The sequence below is a fragment of the unidentified bacterial endosymbiont genome (genome assembly GCF_918797525.1).
Lineage (GTDB): Bacteria > Pseudomonadota > Gammaproteobacteria > Enterobacterales > Enterobacteriaceae > Enterobacter.
In genome coordinates this window covers 557226-583772 of the sequence record NZ_OU963893.1, presented here as the reverse complement: position 1 = coordinate 583772, position 26547 = coordinate 557226, and the positions used below count along the sequence as shown (strand labels likewise).

Genomic DNA, 26547 nt, shown 5'->3' with positions numbered 1-26547 from the left:
CCCTCTCCCCATAGGGGAGAGGATACCGATCGCGCCCCTACACTACCGCTTCTTACCTACCGCCCTTCTGCGCTTATCCAAATCCTTAATCAGTCTGTTCACCCCGACATCGGCAAACATCTTCTCAAGCGTTGTAGATAGCTTGCGACGCCAGTTTTTGTACTGATAACTGGTACCCGGAATGTTCACCGGTTCCGCCATACCAATCCAGTCTTCCGGCTGCAGGCCTAGCAGAGCGCTGTTGCTGTCGGCAATATAGCGCTGCAGGCCACGGTTAAGCGTCGAGGTCATCGACATCAGCGAGGCCTTGCGCCCGGCACGCTTAGGCAGGCAGCCCTGCTTGTGCAATGCATCCAGCAGCCCCTGCTTCGCCAGCTCACGATCGAGATACAGGCCGCGCAGCATCTCTTCATCCGGGTACAGGCCCAGCGTTTTACCGAGCGTCAGATCGCCGCTTTCCCAATAGCCACGCAGTACAGGAAGGTCATGCGTCGTCGCGACAGCCATTGATTGTTCCGGATACGCTTTCGGCGCACGGAAGGTTTTCTCATGATCGCTTTCAAAATAGAGCACTTTGTAGGAGTAAACCCCGCTGTCGCGCAATTTACTGACAATTTCAACCGGCACGGTGCCGAGATCTTCCCCGATCACCATGCACTGATGACGCTGACTCTCAAGCGCCAGGATCGACAGCAGATCGTCGACCGGATACTGCACGTAAGCGCCATGATCTGCCGTTTCGCCATACGGGATCCACCACAGACGCAGCACGGACATCACGTGGTCGATACGCAGCGCTCCGCAGTTCTGCATGTTAGCGCGCAGCAGGTCGATAAACGGCTCGTAACCGCGCGCCGCCATCACGTGCGGATCCATTGGCGGTAAGCCCCAGTTCTGACCAAGCGGGCCGAGAATGTCCGGCGGCGCGCCGACGGAGGCTTTCAGGCAATAGAGTTCGCGGTCACACCAGGTTTCCGCCCCCCCTTCCGCCACCCCAACGGCCAGATCGCGATACAGGCCGATCGGCATGTTATATCCCTGGCTCACCTGCCAGCAGGCGGCGAACTGGCTATACGCCAGCCACTGCAGCCACAGGTAAAAATTCACTTCATCAGCATATTTCTTACAGAAGGCTTTCACCTCAGGGGTATCAATGGATTGATACCCCTGAGGCCATACCGGCCAGCCCCAGCGCATTTCATCCTCTTTCACCTGATACGCATGCAGCGCATCGAACGCCGCCTGCCAGTAGAGGCTCTCGCCCTCCCGCGTCACAAACTGGCGGAAGGCCGACATCTGCTCGTCTTTACGCTTCGCAAAACCTTTCCATGCCAGACGCAGCGCGGCCATTTTCAAAGACGTGACGGCGGAGTAGTCCACCCAGTCCGCATCCCGGGCCTGCTTCAGCATCTGCTGCGTGGTCTCCAGCTTCCACCACGCCTGCGCCTCTTTGCTGTTTTTGAAATCCTCTAACGCATTCACGTCAATATAAATGATGTTAAGCCAGCGGCGGGAAGACGGGCTGTACGGGCTGGCGCTTTCCGGGTTCGCCGGATAAAGCGCGTGGATCGGGTTGAGGCCGATAAATGCCCCGCCGCGCTCGCCGACCTCTGCGAGCATCTTTTTCAGATCGCCGAAATCGCCAATCCCCCAGTTGCTGTCGGAACGCAGCGTGTAGAGCTGCACGCAGGCACCCCACAGCTTTTTACCTTCCAGCAACGCCTGCGGTTCATAGCAGCGTTTGGGGGCGACGATCACCCGGCAGTGAAAACGCCGATCGTCCTGGGTAAGCGTTAAGGTGTGGTAGCCCTCCGGCAGTTTTGCCGGAAGGTTAAGGGCTTTGCCGCCGGTCGCGTGGCCTTTGTGCTGCTGTCCCTCTTCAGTGGTCAGCAACCAGCTAAACTCACCCCGTCCTTCGACCGCCAGCGACATTTTTTTGCCGGCGGTAAAAATTTTAACGTTAGGTACCGGCGCAACCGACGCTTTCGCGACGGATTTATGCATAGCATCCAGCAAACGTCTTTTGGTGTCCGCACCAATAGATTGCGGCTTGCCGTGAGCATTAATGTAACTGAGGCTAATTCCCGCCGCCTGTGCGGCACTGTCCAGACGTTTACTCTCCATCGCGCTTCCTTAGCGTTTTGCCTGCCAAATACGGGCCTGATAATCACGAATTGAGCGATCAGAGCTGAACATGCCGCAGCGCGCGGTGTTCAGGATGCATGCACGGGTCCAGGCATCCTGGTCGCGGTACAGCACATCGACCTGCTTTTGCGCTTCGACATACGCAGTAAAATCCGCCATCACCAGATACGGGTCACCGCCCTGTTTGCCCATGCTGTGCAGCATCTGGTCGAACGCGTGTTTGTCACCGTCGCTGTATTTACCGCTTTCCAGCTCTTTCAGTACTGCATCCAGCACTTTGTCTTTTTTACGCCACTTCACCGGATCGTAACCTTTGGCTTTGATGGCCTTCACTTCTTCAACAGTATGGCCGAAGATAAAAATGTTCTCTTCGCCCACTTTTTCAGCTATCTCAACGTTGGCGCCGTCCAGCGTCCCGACGGTCAGTGCGCCATTCAGCGCCAGCTTCATATTGCCGGTGCCGGAAGCCTCTTTGCCTGCGGTGGAGATCTGCTCGGAGATATCCGCCGCCGGGATCAACAGCTCAGCGGCGGAGACACAGTAGTCCGGCAAGAATACCACCTTCAGTTTATCGCCCACTTTCGGATCGTTGTTGATCGCAGCGGCTACCTTATTGATGGCAAGAATGATGTTTTTCGCCAGGTAGTAGCCCGGCGCCGCCTTTGCGCCAAACAGGAACACGCGCGGAACACGATCGGCGTTCGGGTTCTCGCGGATCTCTTTGTACAGCGCCAGAATGTGCAGCAGGTTCAGATGCTGACGTTTGTATTCGTGCAGACGTTTAATCTGGATGTCGAAAATGGCATTTGGGTTGATCTCAATCCCGGTACGCACGTTAACGAACGCCGCCAGGCGAACTTTGTTCTCCAGCTTAATAGCGCGATACTGCTCACGGAATTTGGCGTTGTCAGCCTGTTTCTCCAGGTTGATAAGCTGGTCGAGATCGTTAGCCCACTCTTTCTTCAGCGTCTTGTCCAGCAGACCGGCCAGCAGCGGGTTGCACTGCTTGATCCAGCGACGTGGCGTGATGCCGTTGGTCACGTTGTGGAATTTGGTTGGCCACAATTGGTGATATTCCGGGAACAGATCTTTCACTACCAGGTCGGAGTGCAGCGCCGCCACACCGTTTACCGCAAAGCCACTCACCACGCACATGTTGGCCATGCGCACCTGTTTATCATGCACAACCGCCAGCTTCGCCCAGACCGCTTTGTCGCCCGGCCAGGTTTTCTCTACCAGCACCTTGAACAGGTCGTTAATCTTGTTAACTATCTGCATGTGACGCGGCAGCAGCGTTTTCACCAGCTTTTCATCCCAGCACTCCAGCGCTTCCGGCATCAAAGTATGATTGGTGTAGGCAAAGGTGCGGCTGGTTATCGCCCACGCGTCATCCCAGCTTAGCTGATGCTCGTCAATCAGCACGCGTAGCAGTTCCGGGATCGCAATCGTTGGGTGCGTATCGTTCAGTTGAATGACTTCGAAGTCCGGCAGTTGCGCCAGCTTGCGGCCTGCCAGATGATGGCGACGCAGGATGTCCGCCACGGAGCAGGCGCACTGGAAATATTGCTGCATCAAACGCAGTTTTTTACCCGCCAGGTGGTTGTCGTTCGGGTACAGGACTTTGGTCAGCTTCTCGGCGTCGATACCCTGCTGCTCGGCGCGCAGGAAGTCGCCGTCGTTAAATTTGGTCAGGTTGAACGGATGGGCGTGCTTCGCCTGCCACAGACGCAGCGGCTGCGTCACACCGTTACGGTAGCCCAGCACCGGCAGATCCCATGCCTCACCGATAATCGTAAACGCAGGCTCCCAAATCCCCTGTTTAGTCACTTTCCCGCCGATACCCACCTGCACATCCAGTCGCGCATTGTGGCGGAACCACGGGTAGGTATTACGCTGCCAGTCATCCGGCGCTTCCATCTGGTGACCCTTGGCGAACGACTGGCGGAACAGACCGTACTGATAGTTCAGACCATAGCCCATCGCCGGCTGACCTACCGTTGCCATCGAATCAAGGAAACAGGCCGCCAGGCGTCCCAGACCGCCGTTCCCCAGCGCCGGATCAGTCTCTTCTTCCAGCAGGTCGGTCAGGTTGACGTCGTGTTCTTTGAGTACTTCACCCACGTCCTGATACCAGCCGAGGTTCAGCAGGTTATTGCCGGTCAGACGACCCATCAGAAATTCCATTGAGATATAGTTCACGTGGCGCTGGCCTTTAACCGGCTTCGCCGCCGGTTGAGCATTCAGTTGCTCGGCAAGGGCGCCGCTCACCGCCTGCCACCACTGGTGCGGGGTCATCTCGTTTGCAGCATGTAGGCCAAAACGCTGCCACTGACGCGTCAGGGCAGCCTGGAATTGAGCTTTATTGAAGGTAGGCTGTGACATAGGGAATCGGCATCCTGTAGAGAGAGAAAACATGTTGGCGCTAGTGTGCCTGGCTCACTGCGCCTCTTCCTCATCCTGAAGGGGATTAGACAGGGAGGAGTAGCGAGGATGAGCATAAAAATGTGATCAAGGACACTCTGAGAGCGTAGGGTGAGTGTGCTCTCAGGGTAGAAACATAACCGGGGAGCATGTCAAAAAAAGAAAACGCCGTTTCGCAGGTTATGATTTCACGCAGACATAATTGCTTACGTACAATAATATTTTTGCAGATACGTACTTTCTTACTGGGTATTACGCTCGCTAAACTTTACCTGAACTTTATTACCGCTGACGTCATTATACCTTCCTGAAACGAGTTTTATCGAAACCGCATTAAATGAACACAAGCCAGCTTCCACGCGGTGTGCAGGCCATTTTTGATAAGTTCCATTTTTATTGGAATGTTTTGTGACAGAGTGCAAATTCATAGCCACTAAACGTCGACATAACTTGCAATAGTTGTTCCATTGGCCGAACTTATATCTATTAATTACGAAGCGCAAAAAAAATAACTTTCTCGTTCCCCACAGTGAAGTGAAAACTATGTTGATTCCATCTAAATTAAGTCGTCCGGTTCGTCTTGACCACACGGTGGTTCGCGAGCGTCTGTTGGCTAAACTTTCCGGCGCGCATAATTTCCGACTGGCGCTGGTTACGAGCCCGGCAGGCTATGGAAAAACAACGCTCATTTCGCAATGGGCTGCGGGAAAGAGCGATCTTGGCTGGTATTCGCTTGATGAAGGCGATAATCAACAAGAACGTTTTGCCAGCTATCTGGTTGCCGCCATTCAACAGGCAACGAACGGACACTGCGTCGCCAGCGAGGTAATGGCGCAAAAGCGCCAGTACGCCAGTTTATCTTCCCTTTTCTCACAGATATTTATTGAGCTGGCGGAATGGCATCGCCCGCTTTACGTCGTGATCGATGATTACCATCTGGTCACCAACCCGGTGATCCACGAGTCGATGCGATTTTTCCTGCGCCATCAGCCGGAAAACCTGACCCTGGTGGTGCTCTCGCGCAACCTGCCGCAGTTGGGCATCGCCAACCTGCGCGTGCGAGATCAGCTTCTGGAGGTCGGCAGCCAACAGTTGGCCTTCACCCATCAGGAAGCCAAACAGTTTTTTGACTGTCGTCTGAACTCGCCGATTGATGCATCCGAAAGTAGCCGCCTGTGTGATGATGTCGCGGGCTGGGCCACTGCACTCCAGCTTATCGCCCTGTCCGCTCGTCAAAATAACAGCCCGACACAGCAGTCTGCGCGCCGCCTTTCGGGGATCAATGCCAGCCATCTGTCTGATTATCTTGTGGATGAAGTGCTGAACAGCGTCGATACCGCCACCCGTAATTTCCTGCTGAAAAGCGCTCTACTGCGGTCCATGAACGACGCGTTGATTGTGCGCGTCACTGGCAGCGAAAATGGTCAGCTCCAGCTTGAAGAGATTGAACGTCAGGGCCTGTTCCTGACGCGCATGGACGATCCCGGAGAATGGTTCAGCTACCACCCGCTGTTTGGCAACTTCCTGCGCCAGCGTTGCCAGTGGGAGCTGGCTGTTGAACTGCCGGCTATCCACCGCGCCGCCGCCGAAAGCTGGATGGCGCAAGGCTTTCCAGGCGAGGCTATCCACCACGCGCTTGCCGCAGGTGATGCCAGCATGTTGCGCGATATTCTGCTCAACCACGCGTGGGGCCTGTTTAACCACAGCGAACTGACCCTGCTTGAAGAGTCGTTAAAAGCCCTGCCATGGGAGAGCCTGCTGGAGAATCCGCGTCTTGTGCTACTGCAGGCCTGGCTGATGCAAAGCCAGCATCGCTACAGCGAAGTGAATACCCTGCTGGCGCGGGCCGAGCAGGAGATGGAAAACGAAATGGACGCTACTCTGCACGGCGAGTTTAACGCGCTGCGCGCCCAGGTGGCGATCAACGATGGCGACCCGGATGAGGCGGAGCGCCTGGCGATGGTCGCGCTGGATGAGCTGCCGCTCGCCAACTTCTACAGCCGCATTGTAGCAACGTCGGTGCACGGTGAGGTCCTGCACTGTAAAGGCGACCTCATCCGTTCACTCTCTCTGATGCAGCAAACGGAACAGATGGCGCGCCGTCACGATGTCTGGCATTACGCGTTATGGAGCCTTATCCAGCAAAGCGAAATTTTATTTGCTCAGGGGTTCCTGCAGGCCGCATGGGAAAATCAGGAAAAAGCCTTCCAGCTTATTCGTGAACAGCACCTGGAACAGTTGCCGATGCACGAGTTCCTGTTGCGTATTCGCGCCCAGCTTATGTGGGCATGGTCACGCCTGGATGAGGCAGAGAGCTGTGCTCGCCAGGGCGTGGATGTGCTCTCAGGCTTCCAGCCGCAGCAGCAACTGCAATGTCTGGCCCTGCTGGTGCAGTGCTCGCTGGCACGCGGCGATCTCGATAACGCCCGTAACCACCTCAACCGCCTGGAGAATCTGCTCGGTAATGGTCAATACCATAGCGACTGGGTATCTAACGCCGATAAAGTACGGGTGATTTACTGGCAGATGACTGGCGACAAAAAATCCGCTGCCAACTGGCTGCGCCACACGCCAAAGCCTGAATTTGCTAACAACCACTTCCTGCAAAGCCAGTGGCGTAACATTGCCCGCGTCCAGATCCTTCTCGGCGAATTTGAACCTGCCGAAATCGTACTGGAAGAGCTGAATGAAAATGCCCGTAGCCTGCGTTTGATGAGCGATCTAAACCGCAATCTGCTGCTGCTTAATCAGCTTTACTGGCAGGCAGGTCGTAAAAATGATGCCCAGCGCGTCTTGCTTGAAGCGCTACAGCTGGCGAACCGCACCGGTTTCATCAGCCACTTTGTGATTGAAGGTGAAGGGATGGCGCAACAGCTGCGTCAGTTGATTCAACTCAACACATTGCCGGAGCTGGATCAGCATCGCGCCCAGCGTATCCTGCGCGAAATTAACCAGCATCATCGCCACAAGTTTGCCCATTTTGACGAGAACTTTGTGGAACGTTTGCTAAACCACCCGGAAGTGCCAGAACTTATCCGCACCAGCCCGCTCACCCAGCGTGAATGGCAGGTACTGGGGCTAATCTATTCAGGCTACAGTAATGAACAAATTGCGGGCGAACTGGCGGTAGCGGCAACCACCATCAAAACGCACATTCGCAATCTGTATCAGAAGCTGGGCGTGGCGCACCGCCAGGATGCGGTGCAGCATGCGCAGCAGCTATTGAAGATGATGGGGTACGGGGTGTAGTTTTTTTCGGCCTTTCTCCCTCTCCCACAGGGCTGAGGGATCCCCAGTAATGCTTAAACAGAAGCAATAACGTTGTTTCAGAACGATTGAAGGCTTCTCAGCACAACTCTAACTGCAGATTATTATCCTTAATCACCTGCAACACCCCCGCAGGCGGCATCCCGTCGGTATAGACCGCATCCACCAGGCTAATGCTGCCCATATTCACCATGGCGTTACGACCAAACTTGGAGTGATCCACCACCAGCATTACGTGGCGCGAGTTTTCAATAATCGCGCGCTTGGTGCGTACCTCGTGGTAATCAAACTCCAGCAGCGAGCCATCGCTATCGATACCGCTGATCCCCAGGATGCCGAAATCAAGGCGGAACTGAGAGATAAAATCGAGCGTCGCTTCTCCCATAATCCCGCCGTCGCGACTGCGAAGTTCCCCGCCTGCCAGGATGATGCGGAAATCTTCTTTCTGCATCAAAGTATTAGCCACGTTCAGGTTATTGGTCACCACGCGCAGGTTCTCGTGGCTCAGCAAGGCGTGGGCAACCGCTTCTGGCGTGGTGCCGATATCAATAAACAGCGTCGCGCCGTTCGGGATTTGGCTCGCCACTTTACGGGCGATGCGCTCTTTCTCTGCCGTTTGCGTCGCTTTGCGGTCGTGCCAGGGCGTATTGACCGAACTGGACGGTAGCGCAGCCCCGCCGTGGTGGCGAAGAATACGGTTTTGATCGGCCAGGTCGTTCAGGTCACGACGAATGGTCTGCGGGCTGACGGAAAACTGCTCCACCAGCTCTTCTGTGCTCACGTATCCCTGTTGTTTTACCAGTTCGATAATGGCGTCATGACGTTGTGTTTGTTTCATGAAATATCCCTGGAATTATGTTCGTTTTCGCGCATGAAGCGTGTCGGCAAAGGCCATCGCCAGTCCCACGGCCAGTCCGGTAACGTGGGCACCATTAGCGATAGACATACCAAACACGTCAAACCATCCGGCAATTAGCCATACTAGCGCAAAGGTGATTAAGCCGCGTTGCAGATAAATACCGCTGTCCGGTTCGCGTTCGCCTCTGAGCCAGGCGTAACCCATCAGGGCATACACCACGCCAGATAATCCGCCAAACCACGGACCGCTGAATTTGTGCTGTACGTAGCCGCTTAATAGCGCGCTGATAACGGTAATCACTATCAGCTTGCCGCTTCCCAGCCGTTTCTCAACCATACCGCCGAGATACCACCACCACAGCAGGTTAAAGAGGATATGCATCATCGAGAAGTGCATCAGCGCATGGCTAAAGTAGCGCCAGACGTCATATTGCAGCGAGGGATCGTACGGCCACGCCAGCGCAATCATTACGCGCTGGTCGCCCGCCACATTCATAATAATGAAGACCAGAATACAGGCCGCCATGAGCAGTAGCGTAAACGGGCCCGCACGCTCGCGAAGAGTGCCGAGGAAGGGGAAACGAGTGTAGCGCAATCCGCTGCCGGTCTGGCCAGATTGCCAGCTTGCCGCCAGATAGCGCGGGTGGCCAGGGTTTTCAAGGAAGCGCGCCAGCTCCTCGTTCACCCGTGCAGCCTGGCTTTCGTCGGCCAGCCAGACATCGGTCTGGTGATGTTGCTGAATAGTCAGAATAACGCTCTGCGTCGCCATATAGTCGACAAACGCCTGAGCAACGCGCGGATTGGTAAAAGAGGTGATCATCAACATGGGCGGCGGTCGCTTATTTCCACACAAAAGGGAACAGTATAGCGGTATCAGCGATCAAACGCGTGCTCAACTTCTGCCGGGAAATGACGGTGCCAGGCATCAAAGCCACCGTCGACGCTGTACACCGCATCATAGCCCTGCTGGAGAAGATACTGCGCCGCGCCTTTACTGCTGTTGCCGTGGTAGCACATCACCATTACCGGCGTTTCAAAATCGTTATCGTGCATAAACGCGCCCAGAGTGTCGTTGGTCAGGTGAAACGCGCCCGGCGTATGGCCCATGGCAAAACTCTGCGGATCGCGGATATCCACCAGCACCGCCGTTCCCTGGTGCATTTTCTGATGGGCTTCTTCGACGTTAATACATTCAAACTGTTCCATGGTGTTCTCTTTACAAGGGTCAACGACAGGATTTTACCCCCTAGTGTACGTCCTGGCGGCGGGGAAACGCCATTATGTTATCCATATCACTCTAAATTGTTTTTTTGATGTTACCAAAAGCGCGCTCCTTTGCTATTATGAGCGATATCGAACATTTATGAGCTTTAACGAAAGTGCATGAGGGTGTTATGGAAACCAAAGATCTGATTGTGATAGGCGGTGGCATCAACGGTGCCGGTATTGCGGTCGATGCCGCAGGACGCGGTTTATCCGTACTGATGCTGGAAGCTAACGACCTCGCCTGTGCGACGTCTTCCGCCAGCTCCAAACTGATCCACGGTGGCCTGCGCTACCTGGAACACTATGAATTCCGGCTGGTCAGCGAAGCGCTGGCCGAGCGTGAAGTGCTGTTAAAAATGGCGCCGCATCTGGCCATTCCTATGCGCTTCCGCCTGCCCCACCGTCCACACCTGCGTCCAGCGTGGATGATTCGCATTGGCCTGTTTATGTACGATCACCTGGGGAAACGCACCAGCCTGCCGGGTTCGAACGGGTTGCGTTTTGGCTCAGAATCGGTTCTTAAACCTGAAATCGTGCGCGGATTCGAATATTCCGACTGCTGGGTAGATGATGCGCGTCTGGTACTGGCGAATGCGCAGATGGTTCAGAAGAAAGGCGGCGAGGTGAAAACCCGTACCCGCGCTACCGCCGCACGCCGTGAGAATGGCCTGTGGATTGTGGAAGCGGAAGACGTGGATACCGGTGAGAAATTTAGCTGGAAAGCGCGCGGTCTGGTGAACGCTACCGGCCCGTGGGTGAAACAGTTCTTTGATGATGGCATGCACCTGCCGTCCCCGTACGGTATCCGCCTGATCAAGGGCAGCCACATTGTCGTACCACGCGTACATACGCAGAAGCAGGCCTATATTCTACAAAACGAAGATAAGCGCATCGTGTTTGTGATCCCGTGGATGGATGAGTTTTCCATCATCGGGACTACCGACGTGGAGTATAAAGGCGATCCGAAGAATGTGGTGATTGAAGAGAGCGAGGTTAACTACCTGCTCAACGTGTATAACGCTCACTTTAAGAAACAACTGGTACGGGATGACGTGGTCTGGACTTACTCCGGCGTACGTCCGTTGTGCGATGATGAGTCTGACTCACCGCAGGCTATCACCCGCGACTACACGCTTGATATTCATGACGTAGACGGCCAGGCGCCGCTGCTGTCGGTGTTTGGCGGAAAGCTCACCACCTATCGTAAGCTGGCCGAGCACGCGCTCGAAAAACTGGCGCCATACTATAAAGGTATTGGCCCGGCGTGGACCAAAGGCGCGGTACTGCCCGGGGGCAATATTGGCGACAACCGGGATGATTATGCTGCGACCCTGCGTCGTCGCTATCCGTATATCACCGAAGGCATGGCCCGTCATTATGCCCGCACTTACGGCAGCAATACCGATCTGTTCCTGGGCGACGCAAAAGCGATAGCCGACCTGGGGGAACATTTCGGGCATGAGCTGTACGAAGCCGAGCTGCGTTATCTGGTCGAGCACGAGTGGGTGCGCCGTCTGGAAGATGCTATGTGGCGTCGGACCAAAGAAGGAATGTGGCTGAATGCCGAGCAGCAGTCTCGCGTGGCGCAGTGGCTGGCGCAACACGCGGGAAAGGGTGAATTGTCACTCGCGTCCTGATGTAAAAAGCCGGGTGGCGGCTTCGCCTTACCCGGCTTACTCTGTCCCGTTGGCCCGGTAAGCGCAGCGTCACCGGGCCATGTTTTTATAACCGCACCGGGTCGATATGCCAGATCGTGTCGGCGTACTCTTTGATGGTCCTGTCCGACGAGAAGTATCCCATATTGGCGATGTTATGCATCGCGGCGCTGGTCCATCTCTCCTGCTGACGATACAGCTCGTCCACCTTGTCCTGGCTATCCACATAGCTGCGATAATCCGCCAGCACCTGATAGTGGTCGCCAAAGTTAATCAACGAATCCACCAGGTCGCGATACCGGCTCGGCTCGTCAGGGTTGAAAAGACCCGTGGCGATTTGCGTTAGCACCTGACGTAACTCTTCATCCTCTTCGTAATACTCGCGAGGCGAGTAGCCCTGCCTGCGTAGCTCCTCCACCTCTTCGGTGGTATTACCAAAGATAAAGATATTATCTGCGCCCACATGCTCCAGCATCTCGACGTTTGCACCATCCAGGGTGCCGATCGTCAGCGCGCCGTTCAGGGCAAATTTCATATTACTGGTGCCGGACGCTTCCGTACCCGCCGTGGAAATTTGCTCAGAGAGGTCCGCCGCCGGAATGATCAGCTGCGCCAGGCTCACGCTGTAGTTGGGGATAAAGACCACTTTCAGCTTGTCGCCGATGTCCGGATCCTGGTTCACCACCTTCGCTACGTCGTTGATAAGATGGATAATGTGCTTCGCCATGTAGTAGGCAGAGGCCGCTTTACCGGCAAAAATTTTCACACGCGGCACCCAGTCCGCCGTAGGATCGGCCTTGATGCGGTTATAGTGGGTGATCACATGCAACACGTTCATCAACTGCCGTTTGTATTCGTGAATACGTTTGATCTGCACGTCAAACAGCGCTTTCGGGTTCGCCACTACGTTGAGGTGCATCGCAAGCCAGACCGCCAGACGTTTCTTGTTCAGCAGCTTCGCCTCACGTACTGCTTTATTCACCGTCGGGAAATCAATGTGCTGTTCAAGCTCACTCAACTGAGCCAAATCCGTCCGCCAGGTGCGGCCGATATTGGCATCCAGCACCTCGGACAGCGGCTGGTTTGCCAGTGCCAGCCAGCGGCGCGGCGTGACGCCATTGGTCACGTTGCAAAAACGCGTCGGGAAGATTTTGGCGAAATCCGCAAACAAAGACTGCACCATCAGGTTCGAGTGCAGTTCAGACACCCCGTTCACCTTGTGGCTAATCACCACCGCCAGCCACGCCATGCGCACGCGACGGCCGTTGGATTCATCGATGATCGACGCGCGGCTTAACAGGCCGGTATCGTTCGGATACTGCTCCTGCAGCGTTTTGAGGAAGTAGTCGTTGATCTCAAAAATTAACTGCAGATGGCGCGGCAGAATTTTGCCGAGCATGTCCACCGGCCAGGTTTCCAGCGCCTCACTCATCAGGGTATGGTTGGTGTACGAGAACACCTGGCAGGTCACTTCAAAGGCGTCGTCCCAGTTGAACTTATGCTCGTCAATCAACAGGCGCATCAGCTCAGGGATCGACAGCACCGGATGGGTGTCATTGAGGTGAATCGCGGTTTTTTCCGCCAGGTTGGCGTAGGTTTTGTGCAGTTGATAGTGGCGGCTCAGGATGTCCTGAATCGTTGAGGAGACGAGAAAGTACTCCTGGCGCAGACGCAGCTCGCGACCGGAGTAGGTCGAATCATCAGGATAGAGCACGCGGGAGACGTTCTCGGAGTGGTTTTTATCTTCCACCGCCGCAAAGTAGTCGCCCTGGTTGAATTTACCGAGGTTGATCTCGCTACTGGCCTGGGCGCTCCACAGGCGCAACGTGTTGGTGGCATCAGTGTCGTAGCCGGGAATGATCTGGTCATAGGCCACGGCCAGGATCTCTTCGGTTTCAACCCAGCGGGATTTTTTTCCTTCCTGCTGGATGCGCCCGCCGAAGCGGACTTTGTAGCGCGTATTGTGGCGCTTGAACTCCCACGGATTGCCGTATTCCAGCCAGTAGTCCGGAGACTCTTTCTGTCGTCCGTCGACAATGTTCTGCTTGAACATCCCGTAGTCGTAGCGAATGCCGTACCCGCGCCCCGGCAGCGCCAGCGTCGCCAGCGAGTCAAGGAAGCAGGCCGCCAGACGCCCCAGACCACCGTTTCCGAGGCCGGGGTCATTCTCTTCGTCAATCAGCTCTTCTAAATCCAGCCCCATCTCTTCCAGGGCGTTTTTTACGTCGTCATAAATGCCGAGCGACAGCAGGGCGTTGGAAAGGGTGCGGCCAATCAAAAACTCCATCGACAGGTAGTAAACCTGACGCGTTTCTTGTGAGAGCTGGGCGCGGTTGGAGCGCAGCCAGCGTTCGACTAAACGGTCACGCACAGCAAACAGCGTGGCGTTCAGCCATTCGTGTTTATTGGCGATAACCGGATCTTTTCCGATGGTGAACATCAGCTTATAGGCAATAGAGTGCTTTAACGCCTCAACGCTGAGTGTCGGTGAAGAGTAGCTAAAAGGTGCATTCATATCAGTAACTTCGCCTCGTTACATCAAGCGTTGATAAAGATCGCGGTAGGACTGCGCCGCCACGTGCCAGCTAAAGTCCATGGCCATCGCCTGACGTTGTACGTAACGCCACAGGGATGGACGGGACCACAAGACGAAAGCACGGCGAATCGCCCGAAGCAGCGACCAGGCATTACTGTCTTCAAAGGCAAACCCGCTGGCGATACCGTCCGCCAGATTTTCCAGAGAGCTATCGGACACCGTATCCGCCAGCCCGCCGGTGCGGCGTACCAGCGGCAGAGTACCGTATTTCAGGCCGTACAGTTGCGTCAGGCCGCAGGGTTCGAAACGGCTCGGCACGAGGATGACGTCCGCGCCGCCCATAATGCGGTGCGAAAACGCTTCGTGATAACCAATCTGCACCCCCACCTGGCCCGGGTGCTCCGCCGCTGCGGCAAGAAAACCTTCCTGCAGGACCGGATCGCCCGCGCCCAGCAGCGCCAGTTGTCCGCCCTGCTCCAGCAGCCCTGGCAGGGCTTCCAGCACCAGATCCAGCCCTTTCTGGCTGGTCAGGCGGCTGACAACCGCGAATAACGGCACTTTGTCGTTGACCTTCAGCCCCATTGCAATCTGCAGCTGGCGCTTGTTTTCCGCTTTATCTTCCACCGTATCACGGCCATAGCGCGCCGCCAGCAGGAGATCGGTTTCCGGGCTCCAGATTTTTTCATCTACGCCGTTCAATATGCCCGTCAGGCGTCCTTCACGGTGGCGCTGTTGCAGCAGACCTTCCAGCCCATAGCCAAATTCCGGCTGGGTTATCTCGCGGGCGTAAGTTGGGCTTACCGCCGTAATATGGTCGGCGTAGTACAGACCGGCTTTCAGGAACGAAATCTGCCCGTTAAACTCCAGTCCGTGCATGTTATAGAACGACCATGGCAGATCGATATCATTCATATGATGGGCGTAATACATCCCCTGATACGCCAGGTTATGTACCGTAAAGACCGATTTTGCCGGGTTGCCGCGCGCCGCCAGATAAGCCGGCGCCAGCCCGGCGTGCCAGTCATGCGCGTGCACCACATCCGGGCGCCAGAAAGGATCCAGCCCCGTTGCCATTTCTGCGCCCACCCACCCCAGCAGCGCAAAGCGCAGCACGTTGTCGGTATAGGCGAACAGATTGGTATCGTGATACGGGCTGCCCGGACGGTCATATAAATGCGGCGCATCGATCAGATAAATGCCGACGCCCTTGTAATGTCCGAACAGCAGGGTGATGCCCCCGGCGAAAGTCCCACGACGGGCCACCACCTTTGCATCTGGAATACCGCGCCGGACATCCGGAAAGGCAGGCAACAGGACCCGGGTATCAACCCCACCGGCGATTTGCGCCGCGGGCAAGGCGCCGAGTACATCCGCCAGACCGCCCGTTTTTAACAACGGGAACATCTCAGAACATACATGTAAAACCTGCATCATCGCTCCTGTTTGATCTGCAGCTTACGCAACATTTCCCGTGTGACTAACACGATCCCTTCTTCCGAGCGGTAAAAACGACGCGCATCTTCTTCCGCGTTTTCACCAATCACCATCCCTTCAGGAATGACGCAGGCACGGTCGATAACGCAGCGGCGCAGGCGGCATGAGCGCCCTACCCAGACGTCCGGCAACAGCACTGCCGAGTCGATATTACAGAATGAGTTGACGCGCACCCGTGGGAATAACACGGACTGCACTACCACCGAGCCGGAGATGATGCACCCGCCGGACACCAGCGAATTGAGCGTCATGCCGTGGCTGCCGGAACGGTCCTGAACAAATTTCGCCGGCGGCAAGGATTCCATATGCGTGCGGATTGGCCAGTTCTGGTCGTACATATCCAGTTCAGGGGTAACGGACGCCAGGTCCAGGTTTGCCTTCCAGTAGGCCTCCAGGGTTCCTACATCGCGCCAGTAAGGCTCTGAATTCGGGTCCGACTGTACGCAGGACAAGGGAAAAGGATGTGCATAGGCCATGCCAGCTTTAGTGATTTTCGGGATAATGTCTTTACCGAAGTCATGGCTGGAGTTTTCGTCTTTGTCATCGTCTTCCAGTAGCTCATAAAGGTAATCGGCCTCAAAGACATAGATCCCCATGCTGGCAAGCGACTTCGTATCGTCTCCCGGCATGGTTGGCGGATTGGCGGGTTTTTCAACAAAGTCGATGATCTTGTCGTCAGCATCCACGTGCATAACGCCAAACGCCTTCGCTTCAGCAACGGGCACCGGCAGACACGCCACGGTGCAACGCGCCCCTTTTTCGACGTGGTCGATCAGCATGTGGGAATAGTCTTGCTTGTAAATATGGTCACCCGCGAGGATCACGATGTATTCCGCGCCATAGCGGCGAATAATATCAAGGTTCTGCGTCACCGCATCGGCGGTGCCGCGATACCAGTTTTCACCGTGAACGCGCTGTTGAGCTGGCAGCAGATCGACAAACTCGTTCATCTCTTCACTGAAGAATGACCAGCCGCGCTGGATATGCTGCACCAGCGTATGCGACTGGTACTGAGTAATAACGCCAATGCGGCGAATGCCAGAGTTAAGGCAGTTGGACAGCGCAAAATCGATGATGCGGAACTTACCACCAAAGTGAACGGCCGGTTTGGCGCGCTTGATGGTCAAATCTTTCAGGCGGGTTCCACGCCCGCCTGCGAGTATCAGGGCAACAGTTTTTAATGGTAGCTGGCGTGCCAACATTAAGGGATCGTTCTTCTCTAATCTAACCATGACTAACTCCTTTTTTATCATCTCTGGAATACGCATACTCCGTGCGCAGGCCCGTGCCAGACAGCCATTACTACCGGGTTATCCGCTCCGGCGAAGGGGGGAATGGCGCGCCACTCCCCGTCAGGTAAAACAATCTCTGCGACGTTATCCGTCGCATTCAGCGTGACCAGCCAGTGACCCGAAAGCAGGATTTGCAGGCACGGTATGCCGTGTTGCCACTCTTGCGCGCTTAATGGCTGCGCGTCTTTATTCAGCCAGAGAACGTTGCCATCGCCCTCTTCCCACCAGCAATCGGCAGTGAGGGCGGGGATGTGCTGGCGAAGATGGATCAGCGCTGCGGTAAATTGCGCTAACCCACCGTTTGCCTCACCCCAGTCGAGCCAGGTTAAGGAGTTGTCCTGGCAATATGCATTGTTGTTACCGTGCTGGCTGTGGCCATGTTCATCCCCTGCCAGCAGCATCGGCGTACCCTGTGACAACAAAAGGGTTGTCAGCAGCGCATGAACGCTGGCGCGTCGTCGCTCGATTACATCAAGGCTTGCATCTAACCCTTCTATACCATGATTGAAGCTATGGTTGCTGTTAGTACCATCGCGATTCTCTTCACCGTTTGCCTCATTATGTTTCTGGTTAAAACAGACGCAGTCGCGCAGCGTAAAACCGTCGTGCGCCGTCACCAGATTGATAGTGGCAGACGGGGATTTCCCGTCACGTTTAAACAGATCGCTGGAGCCCGCAAAGCGTCCGGCAAACTCTCCGAGTGACAGATTCCGCTCCAGCCAGAAGCGGCGCGTGGCATCCCGGTAACGGTCGTTCCATTCGGCAAACAGCGGTGGGAAATTCCCCACCTGATACCCTCCCTCACCGATGTCCCACGGCTCAGCAATCAACTTCACCCGCGAGAGCAACGGACAATTTTTTATCGCTTCAAACAGCGGCGCTTGCTGGCTAAACGCAGGGGTGCGCCCCATCACCGAGGCCAGGTCGAAACGAAAGCCGTCGATGTGGAACGTCTCAACCCAGTATTTCAGGCACGCATAGGCATACTGCGCCACGGGCGGATGGCTGAGATTGAGGGTGTTGCCGCAACCGGTCCAGTTGTAGTAATCGCCATCCTCCCTGATCCAATAATAGCTACGGTTATCAATTCCGCGCAGGGAGAGCGTTGGACCGTCGAGATCGCCTTCCGCGCTGTGGTTCAACACCACATCCAGAATCACCTCAATGCCCGCCGCATGAAGCGCTTTTATCGCGTCACGGAACTCATCCCGCACCTTGTCGGGATGCACCGCATAGCGCGGGTCGAGGGCGAACATCGCCAGCGGGTTGTAGCCCCAGTAATTGCTCAACCCCAGCCGTTGCAGACGCGGTTCGCTGGCGAAATGGGCGACAGGCAGCAGTTCAAGCGCGGTGATCCCCAACTGCTTTAAGTACGCAATCATGACCGGATGCCCGAGCGCCTTATAGGTGCCGCGCATTTCGGCTGGAATCAACGGATGCAGGTACGTCAGCCCTTTAACATGGGCTTCGTAAATCACGGTGTTGCCCCACGGGGTTCTTAGCGGCTCATCCCCTTCCCAGTCGTAGAGATCGTTAACCACCACGCTTTTAGGCGCGAGGGGGGCACTGTCGCGGCGATCGGGTTCACCGTAGCCAGCGTGGTAGATGGGGTGGTCTTTGAACTCACCGTCAACACGATGTGCGCAGGGATCAAGCAGCAACTTCGCCGGGTTAAAGCTGTGCCCCTGCGAAGGCTCCCACAGGCCATGAACGCGAAAACCATACAGCATGCCGGGCCGCCCTCCGGCCAGGTAACCGTGCCAGGTATCCCCCGTGCGTGCAGGTAAAGCGTAACGGTGCTCATTGCCTTCACCATCAAACACACAGAGTTCTACCCGCTCAGCATGGGCAGAAAAGAGGGTAAAGTTCACACCCTTTCCGTCAAAACGTGCCCCGAGCGGTGCGGGTTTACCTGCCGTAAGTTGCGTCATTCTCCCTCCCGGACCAGCCAGATGGTGCTGAGCGGCGGCAACGTCAGGCTCAGCGAATGGTGTCGGCCGTGGCTCTCAATCGTATCGCTTTGTACCAGACCGCCGTTACCCGCATTACTGCCGTGGTAGTGCAGGGAGTCGGTGTTGAGTATCTCGCGCCATTTTCCCGGCTGATTAATCCCGAAGCGATAATGTTCGCGCGGAACCGGTGTGAAATTGCTGGCGACGATAATCTCATTGCCTGCTTTATCGCGACGCACAAAGACAAAGACCGAACGCGCGTGGTCATCCACCACCAGCCACTCAAACCCGTAGGGGTCGAAGTCGAGTTCGTGCAGGGCTTTATGGTGGCGATAGGTCAGGTTCAGGTCGCGCACCAGGCGCTGCACGCCGTGGTGCCAGTTATCGCCGCCTTCCAGCAGATGCCAGTCGAGGCTGGTGTCGTGGTTCCACTCGCGGCCCTGCGCAAACTCGTTGCCCATAAACAGCAGCTTTTTACCCGGGAAGGCGAAAAGCCAGCCATAGTAGGCGCGCAGGTTGGCAAATTTCTGCCACGCATCGCCCGGCATACGGTCGAGGATCGATTTTTTGCCATGCACCACTTCATCGTGCGACAGCGGCAGCATGAAGTTCTCGGTGTAGTTGTAGAGCAACCCGAAGGTGAGCTTGTCGTGATGGTACTGCCGGTAAACCGGATCAAGCTTCATGTAGTCGAGGGTGTCGTGCATCCAGCCCAGGTTCCACTTGTACCAGAAGCCCAGGCCGCCCATTGACGGTGGACGGGAGACGCCTGGGAAATCGGTCGACTCTTCCGCCATGGTCACCGCACCTTCGACCTGCTCCCCGAGAATGCGGTTGGTATTGCGCAGAAATTCAATGGCTTCGAGGTTTTCACGCCCGCCATATTCGTTGGGGATCCACTCTCCCTCTTTACGGCTGTAGTCGCGGTAAATCATCGACGCCACCGCATCCACGCGCAGGGCATCAATACCAAAGCGTTCGATCCAGTACAGGGCGTTCCCCACCAGATAGTTCGTCACTTCGCGGCGACCATAGTTATAAATCAGCGTATTCCAGTCCTGGTGATAACCTTCACGCGGATCGCTGTGTTCATAGAGCTTTGTGCCGTCAAACTCAGACAGACCAAACTCATCAGAGGGGAAATGACCCGGCACCCAGTCGAGGATCACGTTCAGCCCGGCGGCGTGCGCAGCGTTGATGAAATAGCGGAAGTCGTCGCGCGTACCGAAACGACGCGTCGGGGCATACATCCCGGTTGGCTGGTAGCCCCAGCTGCCGTCGAACGGGTGCTCGTTTATTGGCAGCAGCTCAAGATGGGTAAAGCCCATCCATTTGGCATACGGCACCAGCTGATCGGCCAGCTCGCGATAGCTGAGCCAATAGTTGTTATCGGTGTGGCGGCCGCCACGAGCCGAGGTGGACCTCGTAGACGGAGATGGGCGCATCAAAGCGGTTGGCCCGTTTGCGCTCTTCGCTCTGGACAATCTTCTGCGGTAAACCGCAAATCAGCGAGGCCGTGTCCGGGCGCATCTGCGCTTCAAAGGCATACGGGTCCGCCTTCACGCGCAACTTTCCGTTCGCATCGATCATCTCAAATTTATAGAGCTGTCCGTTATGCGCACCGGGGATAAACAGCTCCCAGATGCCCGTTTCACGACGCATGCGCATCGGGTGACGACGGCCATCCCAGTAATTGAACTGCCCGACGACGGAGACACGCCGGGCATTCGGCGCCCATACGGAAAACCGCGTTCCGGTGATGCCCTCCATCGTATCGGCATGCGCCCCCAGCGTCTCATACGGGCGCAGGTGGGTTCCTTCAGACAGCAGCCAGGCGTCCATCTCTTTTAACAGAGGGCCAAAGCTGTAGGGATCATCAATCAGGTTTTGCTGGCCATGCCAGATAACGGCGAGCTGATAACGAAACGGGTTTTTACGACGCGGCATGACGCCCGAGAAAAAGCCACGCGAGTCGAGACATTCCAGATTACCCACCTTGCGGCCGGTTTTCGGTTCAATCACCCATACTTCGGTGGCATCCGGTAACAGTGCCCGGACTTCCAGTCCAGCCTCTGTTTGGTGCATTCCCAGCACAGAAAAGGGGTCGGCAAAATGACCCGCAATAAGCGCATTAATCACGTCTCTATCCACACGATCGGACATGGTATTCATCCTGTTTTTTATGTCGCCCTTATTCAGCGCCTGGGACGACTTTAATGTGACCTGAACGGGCATCCACTCAGCCCCGTCCTAACCTCAGGTAAGAAACAAATCTTCCTTAAAGCATAGCCAACGCGCTACATGACTCCTGATAAAAATAAGACATCCGCGTATTACTCCCTGTAATAAGCAAAAAAAAGGGGGTGAAAATCACCCCCGGTAGTTAACAAATTATTACGCCAGCTGCCGCAGCATACGGCGTAGCGGTTCGGCGGCGCCCCACAGGAGCTGGTCCCCGACGGTGAACGCAGAGAGGTACTCCGGCCCCATGTTCAGCTTACGCAGACGCCCAACCGGCGTGGTCAGGGTGCCGGTGACGGCTGCCGGGGTCAGTTCACGCATCGTGATTTCGCGATCGTTTGGCACCACTTTCGCCCATGGGTTATGCGCCGCCAGCAGCGCTTCCACGGTCGGAATTGACACATCTTTTTTCAGTTTAAGGGTGAACGCCTGGCTGTGGCAGCGCAGCGCGCCGATGCGCACGCACAGACCGTCAACCGGAATGGTATTCGCGGTCGCGAGGATTTTGTTGGTCTCGGCCTGGCCTTTCCACTCTTCGCGGGTCTGGCCGTTATCCAGCTGTTTATCGATCCACGGGATCAGGCCACCTGCCAGCGGTACGCCGAAGTTATCGACCGGCAATTCGCCGCTGCGGGTCAGTTGCGTAACTTTACGTTCAATATCGAGAATAGCGGACGCCGGGTTTGCCAGCTCGCTCGCAACGCTCTGGTGCAACTGGCCCATCTGTGCCAGCAGTTCACGCATATGACGTGCGCCGCCGCCGGAAGCCGCCTGATAGGTTGCAACCGACACCCACTCGACCAGATCCTGCGCGAACAGGCCGCCAAGCGACATCAGCATCAGGCTGACGGTACAGTTACCGCCGACAAAAGTTTTCACGCCGTTGTTCAGGCCGTCGGCGATCACACCCTGGTTTACCGGGTCAAGAATAATGATGGCATCGTCTTTCATGCGCAGTGAAGAGGCTGCGTCAATCCAGTAACCCTGCCAGCCGCTTTCACGCAGCTTTGGATAGATTTCGTTGGTATAATCGCCGCCCTGGCAAGTGACAATAATGTCGAGTGCCTTCAGCGCTTCCAGATCGAAAGCATCCTGCAACGTGCCGGTGGTGCCGCCAAAGGTTGGCGTAGCCTGGCCGAGCTGGGAAGTGGAGAAGAAGACCGGGCGGATGGCGTCGAAATCGCGCTCTTCAACCATGCGTTGCATGAGTACAGAGCCGACCATACCGCGCCAGCCGATAAAACCAACGTTTTTCATAGCATTTATTTCCTGCAGAGGGTGTGTGCTGTTTGTGCAAGCCAGTATCGAACTGGGATATGCTTCACCTTACAAAATGCTGCCAAAGTCGCAAGCGAAATTAATCGATGATTGCCCGGCAATCAGAAAAAGCGCTAATCATCGCAATAACACTACTCAGTATCAGGGATAATTGAAAGATGAGTGAAATCATTTCCGCCGCGGTTTTATTGATCCTGATTATGGATCCACTCGGAAACCTGCCGATTTTCATGTCGGTGCTAAAGCACACCGAGCCGAAGCGCCGCCGGGCTATTATGATCCGCGAACTGCTCATCGCCTTGCTGGTAATGTTTATCTTCCTGTTTGCGGGGGAGAAAATCCTCGCTTTCCTGAACTTACGCGCCGAAACGGTCTCGATTTCCGGCGGGATAATTTTGTTCCTGATCGCCATTAAGATGATTTTTCCGAGCGCCGAGGGCAGCAGCAGCGGCCTGCCCGCGGGCGAAGAGCCGTTTATCGTGCCGCTGGCTATTCCGCTCGTCGCCGGGCCGACCATTCTGGCGACGCTGATGCTGCTGTCGCACCAGTATCCGAATCAGATGAGCCACCTGGTGATTGCCCTGCTGATTGCCTGGGGCGGGACGTTTATTATTTTGCTGCAGTCGTCGCTGTTCCTGCGCCTGCTGGGCGAGAAAGGGGTGAATGCGCTGGAGCGCCTGATGGGGCTGATTCTGGTGATGATGGCGACACAGATGTTCCTGGACGGAATACGGGCGTGGATGAAGGGTTGACATGCACTGCGACCTTCCGGCCGCAGTAACGACTATTCAGGGGATTTGGTAAAGCCCGGAATCAGCCAACTGTTGCAGTCGCTTTTCGTTTATCGCCCTATCCAGCCAAAGATCCAGTTGTTCCGGTACTACACCCAATACGTCAGCTAACGTCTCTTTCGCCACGGGTTCCAGGGCGAGGTGCTGGATCTCTTCCAGGAACAGGTGATAAAAATCCAGCTGCCCCTTTTTAGGGCAGGCGGCATAACCCGCCAATTCCTCATGTAGAGAAAACAGTTCCGGCTGTGTATAGCTATCCGATTCACTGAATCTGTTCAGCTTTAAGGGATCAATGGCCCCTAACAGCCAGGCGGCCCCTTTTTGTACTATCATCGCATTTGAAGAATTTTCATCCTTGCTGGGTTTTACCCATACGGGCACCCATCGATGCTTAATTGCTTCAAGCGCCCCCGTGACGGTTCCTCCTTTTTTACCCGCATGGACAACGATTGCACTTTCGGCAAGACAGTAGACATATTTATTACGTGCCATTGCATTCGCGACATTAAATCCGACCTCTGGGTAAAATGGAGAGATTAGTGCAAGGCTGCCGGATGCAAGACCATTGCGCCATTTTACGGATGTCGTGGCCTTCAACAAACTGTCGGTTAAAACGCCCGTCGCCGTTCCCCCTGCATTTAATGAAGAAAGCATGGCACATTCATCTATGCCACGTGCGCCACCAGAAACAACATTGAGGCCATGATCTGCCAGCTTTTTTGCCAACTTACTGGTAAAGTTTAGGTCTTCTTCCACAGCATTGCGGGAACCCACAATCGCCACCCCCCCCAATTTCAATAGTGCTTTATTACCACACCCAAACAGAACGGCAGGAGAGTCATTGCGCAAGTTATTTTTTAAGCGCTGAGGATAATCAGCATCAGCGCGGGTGATTACCCAAAGCCCAGCCCTTTGCCATTTTTCCACGGCAAGCGCCAGGCTATGCCCTCGTCCAAGTAATCCTAAAAGACGTTCTAACGGAATACATGGATCGTTCCACCCACTAAGCAAAGTTTGAGGTTCAGGAACTAACAAACTGGCGGGCGAGAGACGCTGATGTTTAAGCCATAATGCAAATTTTCCCCACTCTGCGTTAGTGAGCGGTTTGTGCCCACTCGTTTTGGCGCTGGAAAAATAGCTAGTGAGTAAAAGCGTTGCTTGCGCGCTTGCTGTCAAATTCATCCATTTTTTACCGAAGTCGAAGCCAGTGCGACAGGATAAACCTCTTCGCTATTTAACTGGCGCATGAGTGCCGCAATGATTGTCATCGTCCAACCGGAATCTACTACATCGTCTACCAACAGTACCGGGCCTTGTGGCAGTGGAGATGATACGCTAAAGACCCCATCCAGATTCTTGCACTGATGAAAACGGTTTTGCTGCAATTTCTGAGGCTGATTGTCTACAACCTTGCTAACGACATCAACAAAGGGAAGCGCAAGTTTATCAGCCAGACGCCGGGCGAAGTCGGGAACAAGATCCGGATGTTGTCTTGACGGCACACAGCATACCCATTCACGCGGGGGTTCCGGAATCCAGCGTTCGCGGATCATTTCAGCACAGGCATCAACCAGCTCATCCCTGAACCTCCCCGCGCGCTTATCTGCGGCCACCATCGCTCCCCACCCGGCATCACCCCAGCGAGAAAGAATACGTCCTTCCTCGCCACGAAGCGCAGCGGGTAAATTCCCGCTGAAGCTATATTGCCCAAACGACCCTCTTATCACCTGCTTGTTGACATGTAACGGTAAATCGGCATGATTCATAAAAAGAGTCGCCGCATTCAGCAACTCCTCGTGCAGCGGGTCATGACGCGAGGTGCGATTAAGACAGTTGCTACACCTGCCGCAGCGCGCGCTGGTCGGTTCATCCAGCGCACGCTGAAGGAAAGCCATCCGGCACTCGTCGGTGCCAATATACCTTTCGACTTCTGCAAGCTCCAGCTCTCTTTGCCGGGTGAGATGATCGATACGCTCATTGTCCAGGGTAAAGGGTACAGCCGTTCTGCGCCACAGCCGCTCTTCAAAAATGACGGGGGCGGGGTTTTCAGTCACGAGTAATTTTAAAACTTTTTCTATTTGCCCATGCCTGAGATTGGTTTGAGTCTCAATATCGTTAATTGTTAAACCATCATGCCGGCTAAGGCACTCAAGAACATCATCGATCTGCGCTTCAGAAGGAAAAGCGCTTTCGTGAAAGAACTGATGAATTGTACGATCTTCTGCACCAGCCAGTAAAAAACCACTCGCCGTATCTATTGCCCGCCCTGCACGCCCGACCTGTTGGTAATAACCGACGATTGAACCCGGCATCTGATAATGGATAACAAACCCGAGATCTGCCTTGTCATACCCCATCCCCAATGCAGTGGTTGCCACCAATACTTTAATTCGGTTAGTGAGCAACGCATCCTCAAGCATTTCTCGGGCAGCAAAGGTATCCTGGTACTCAGGCGATGTGACTCCGCTATAATAGGGCCAGGCATCAATACCGTTCTGCCTTAGCCAATCGGCAACGCGTTCCGCATCACGGGTTGTGAGGGTGTAAACAATGCCGGAACCCGCCAGCATGGGAATCGTCTGCGCCATCCAGGCAAGCCGGGAGGGCTGATCGACAAGCATAAAAGCATCCAGTGCAAGGCTTTCTCTCGCCAGAGAGCCCCTGTGGATGGTGATATCCCCTAATTGCTGTCGAATATCCTCCACGACCCGATTATTGGCTGTTGCTGTCGTGCCCAGCACGGGGGTATTTGCTGGCAACTGGCGGAGAATGCCTAAAATTCGGCGATAATCAGGACGAAAATCGTGGCCCCAGTCTGAAATGCAATGTGCTTCATCCACCACCAGCAAACCCAGACGATCTGAAATGGGATGTAAAACGGTGTGAATAAACTCTTCATTCGCCAGTCGCTCAGGCGAAATTAGCAGGCAATCCAGCTCATTCGCCAGTAACCTTCGGGTAATCTCCCGCCAGTTATCACGGTTGCCAGAATTTAGCGTTTCCGCCCGAATACCTAATCTTTCTGCCGCCGAGACCTGATTACGCATTAGCGCTAACAGCGGAGAGACAATAATCGTCGGACCAAGACCGCGATCGCGAAAAATTCGGGTGCTGATAAAATAGACGGCGCTTTTACCCCACCCCGTGCGTTGCACTACCAGCAGCTTATGCCGCTGATTAACCAACGCGTCAATTGCCTCCCATTGGCCCTCTCTGAAATCTGCAGTAGCGCTATTTAGCATCCTGCGTAGGAGTGATTCTGCTCCGTTCTTATCCATGACACTTTCCTTTTAAGATCAGTGGAGATATTAAGCCGGAGATAATAAATTTGATTTGTGATGAAAATCAGAA

General features: G+C 55.2%; 15 protein-coding genes and 1 pseudogene. 3 read left to right on the top strand and 13 right to left on the bottom strand.

Annotated elements, in window-relative coordinates; all coding sequences use genetic code 11:
- Window positions 1-42 precede the first annotated feature (42 nt).
- Window positions 43-2124, bottom strand: coding sequence for a 4-alpha-glucanotransferase (malQ, locus tag NL510_RS02645; RefSeq protein ID WP_253381381.1), 2082 nt, complete (start codon window positions 2122-2124; stop codon window positions 43-45).
- A 9-nt stretch (window positions 2125-2133) separates the two neighbouring features.
- A complete protein-coding gene (gene malP, locus NL510_RS02640) occupies window positions 2134-4527 on the bottom strand; it encodes a maltodextrin phosphorylase (RefSeq protein ID WP_253381379.1) in 2394 nt (797 codons plus the stop codon).
- A 582-nt stretch (window positions 4528-5109) separates the two neighbouring features.
- Between malP and malT the strand changes: the two genes are divergently transcribed.
- The gene (gene malT, locus NL510_RS02635) at window positions 5110-7815 is read left to right on the top strand and encodes an HTH-type transcriptional regulator MalT (protein ID WP_253381377.1); all 2706 of its coding nucleotides are present in this window, start codon (window positions 5110-5112) and stop codon (window positions 7813-7815) included.
- Window positions 7816-7912: 97 nt separating this feature from the next.
- Here the strand turns inward: malT and NL510_RS02630 are convergent, their stop codons facing one another.
- The 3 genes from NL510_RS02630 to glpE are packed head-to-tail and all read right to left on the bottom strand — an operon-like array spanning window position 7913 to window position 9897.
- On the bottom strand, window positions 7913-8671 hold the full coding sequence (locus tag NL510_RS02630) for a DeoR/GlpR family transcriptional regulator (RefSeq protein ID WP_253381375.1): 759 nt from the start codon (window positions 8669-8671) through the stop codon (window positions 7913-7915).
- 15 nt (window positions 8672-8686) lie between these two features.
- Window positions 8687-9517: a rhomboid family intramembrane serine protease GlpG gene (gene glpG / locus NL510_RS02625; protein WP_253381373.1), complete on the bottom strand. Its 831-nt coding sequence runs from the start codon at window positions 9515-9517 to the stop codon at window positions 8687-8689.
- A 47-nt stretch (window positions 9518-9564) separates the two neighbouring features.
- Complete coding sequence (glpE, locus tag NL510_RS02620; protein WP_253381371.1) at window positions 9565-9897, bottom strand: thiosulfate sulfurtransferase GlpE; 333 nt, start codon at window positions 9895-9897, stop codon at window positions 9565-9567.
- Window positions 9898-10085: 188 nt separating this feature from the next.
- Here glpE and glpD point away from each other — a divergent pair, with 188 nt between their 5' ends.
- On the top strand, window positions 10086-11594 hold the full coding sequence (gene glpD, locus NL510_RS02615; protein ID WP_253381369.1) for a glycerol-3-phosphate dehydrogenase: 1509 nt from the start codon (window positions 10086-10088) through the stop codon (window positions 11592-11594).
- A gap of 85 nt (window positions 11595-11679) precedes the next feature.
- Here the strand turns inward: glpD and glgP are convergent, their stop codons facing one another.
- The 6 genes and pseudogenes from glgP to asd all read right to left on the bottom strand — a co-directional run bounded on the left by glgP (window position 11680) and on the right by asd (window position 22384).
- A complete protein-coding gene (glgP, locus tag NL510_RS02610; RefSeq protein WP_253381367.1) occupies window positions 11680-14127 on the bottom strand; it encodes a glycogen phosphorylase in 2448 nt (815 codons plus the stop codon).
- An 18-nt stretch (window positions 14128-14145) separates the two neighbouring features.
- Complete coding sequence (gene glgA, locus NL510_RS02605) at window positions 14146-15579, bottom strand: glycogen synthase GlgA (protein ID WP_253384721.1); 1434 nt, start codon at window positions 15577-15579, stop codon at window positions 14146-14148.
- On the bottom strand, window positions 15579-16874 hold the full coding sequence (gene glgC / locus NL510_RS02600) for a glucose-1-phosphate adenylyltransferase (protein ID WP_253381365.1): 1296 nt from the start codon (window positions 16872-16874) through the stop codon (window positions 15579-15581). The genes glgA and glgC overlap by 1 nt, the downstream gene beginning before the upstream one ends.
- Window positions 16875-16891: 17 nt before the next feature.
- Window positions 16892-18865: a glycogen debranching protein GlgX gene (glgX, locus tag NL510_RS02595; protein ID WP_253381363.1), complete on the bottom strand. Its 1974-nt coding sequence runs from the start codon at window positions 18863-18865 to the stop codon at window positions 16892-16894.
- Window positions 18862-21049, bottom strand: a pseudogene (glgB, locus tag NL510_RS02590) (1,4-alpha-glucan branching enzyme). Before glgB ends, glgX begins: the two are co-directional and overlap by 4 nt.
- Before the next feature lie 231 nt (window positions 21050-21280).
- Window positions 21281-22384, bottom strand: a complete 1104-nt coding sequence (gene asd / locus NL510_RS02585) for an aspartate-semialdehyde dehydrogenase (protein WP_253381361.1) — start codon at window positions 22382-22384, stop codon at window positions 21281-21283.
- A gap of 179 nt (window positions 22385-22563) precedes the next feature.
- On the opposite strand from asd, the gene yhgN reads away from it, so the two are divergent.
- Window positions 22564-23157, top strand: coding sequence for an NAAT family transporter YhgN (yhgN, locus tag NL510_RS02580; protein WP_003861574.1), 594 nt, complete (start codon window positions 22564-22566; stop codon window positions 23155-23157).
- A gap of 36 nt (window positions 23158-23193) precedes the next feature.
- On the opposite strand, the gene NL510_RS02575 is transcribed toward yhgN, so the two are convergent.
- Complete coding sequence (locus tag NL510_RS02575) at window positions 23194-24378, bottom strand: DNA-processing protein DprA (protein ID WP_253381359.1); 1185 nt, start codon at window positions 24376-24378, stop codon at window positions 23194-23196.
- Entirely contained in the window at window positions 24375-26474 is a 2100-nt protein-coding gene (locus NL510_RS02570; RefSeq protein ID WP_253381357.1) for a RecQ family ATP-dependent DNA helicase, read from the bottom strand. The genes NL510_RS02575 and NL510_RS02570 overlap by 4 nt, the downstream gene beginning before the upstream one ends.
- Window positions 26475-26547 lie beyond the last annotated feature (73 nt).

What these genes read in the sequence shown, in the direction of transcription:
- malQ (WP_253381381.1), bottom strand. Translation starts at nt 2,124, where the DNA reads ATGGAGAGTAAACGTCTGGACAGTGCCGCACAGGCGGCGGGAATTAGC.
- malP (WP_253381379.1), bottom strand. Translation starts at nt 4,527, where the DNA reads ATGTCACAGCCTACCTTCAATAAAGCTCAATTCCAGGCTGCCCTGACG.
- malT (WP_253381377.1), top strand. Translation starts at nt 5,110, where the DNA reads ATGTTGATTCCATCTAAATTAAGTCGTCCGGTTCGTCTTGACCACACG.
- NL510_RS02630 (WP_253381375.1), bottom strand. Translation starts at nt 8,671, where the DNA reads ATGAAACAAACACAACGTCATGACGCCATTATCGAACTGGTAAAACAA.
- glpG (WP_253381373.1), bottom strand. Translation starts at nt 9,517, where the DNA reads ATGTTGATGATCACCTCTTTTACCAATCCGCGCGTTGCTCAGGCGTTT.
- glpE (WP_253381371.1), bottom strand. Translation starts at nt 9,897, where the DNA reads ATGGAACAGTTTGAATGTATTAACGTCGAAGAAGCCCATCAGAAAATG.
- glpD (WP_253381369.1), top strand. Translation starts at nt 10,086, where the DNA reads ATGGAAACCAAAGATCTGATTGTGATAGGCGGTGGCATCAACGGTGCC.
- glgP (WP_253381367.1), bottom strand. Translation starts at nt 14,127, where the DNA reads ATGAATGCACCTTTTAGCTACTCTTCACCGACACTCAGCGTTGAGGCG.
- glgA (WP_253384721.1), bottom strand. Translation starts at nt 15,579, where the DNA reads ATGCAGGTTTTACATGTATGTTCTGAGATGTTCCCGTTGTTAAAAACG.
- glgC (WP_253381365.1), bottom strand. Translation starts at nt 16,874, where the DNA reads ATGGTTAGATTAGAGAAGAACGATCCCTTAATGTTGGCACGCCAGCTA.
- glgX (WP_253381363.1), bottom strand. Translation starts at nt 18,865, where the DNA reads ATGACGCAACTTACGGCAGGTAAACCCGCACCGCTCGGGGCACGTTTT.
- asd (WP_253381361.1), bottom strand. Translation starts at nt 22,384, where the DNA reads ATGAAAAACGTTGGTTTTATCGGCTGGCGCGGTATGGTCGGCTCTGTA.
- yhgN (WP_003861574.1), top strand. Translation starts at nt 22,564, where the DNA reads ATGAGTGAAATCATTTCCGCCGCGGTTTTATTGATCCTGATTATGGAT.
- NL510_RS02575 (WP_253381359.1), bottom strand. Translation starts at nt 24,378, where the DNA reads ATGAATTTGACAGCAAGCGCGCAAGCAACGCTTTTACTCACTAGCTAT.
- NL510_RS02570 (WP_253381357.1), bottom strand. Translation starts at nt 26,474, where the DNA reads ATGGATAAGAACGGAGCAGAATCACTCCTACGCAGGATGCTAAATAGC.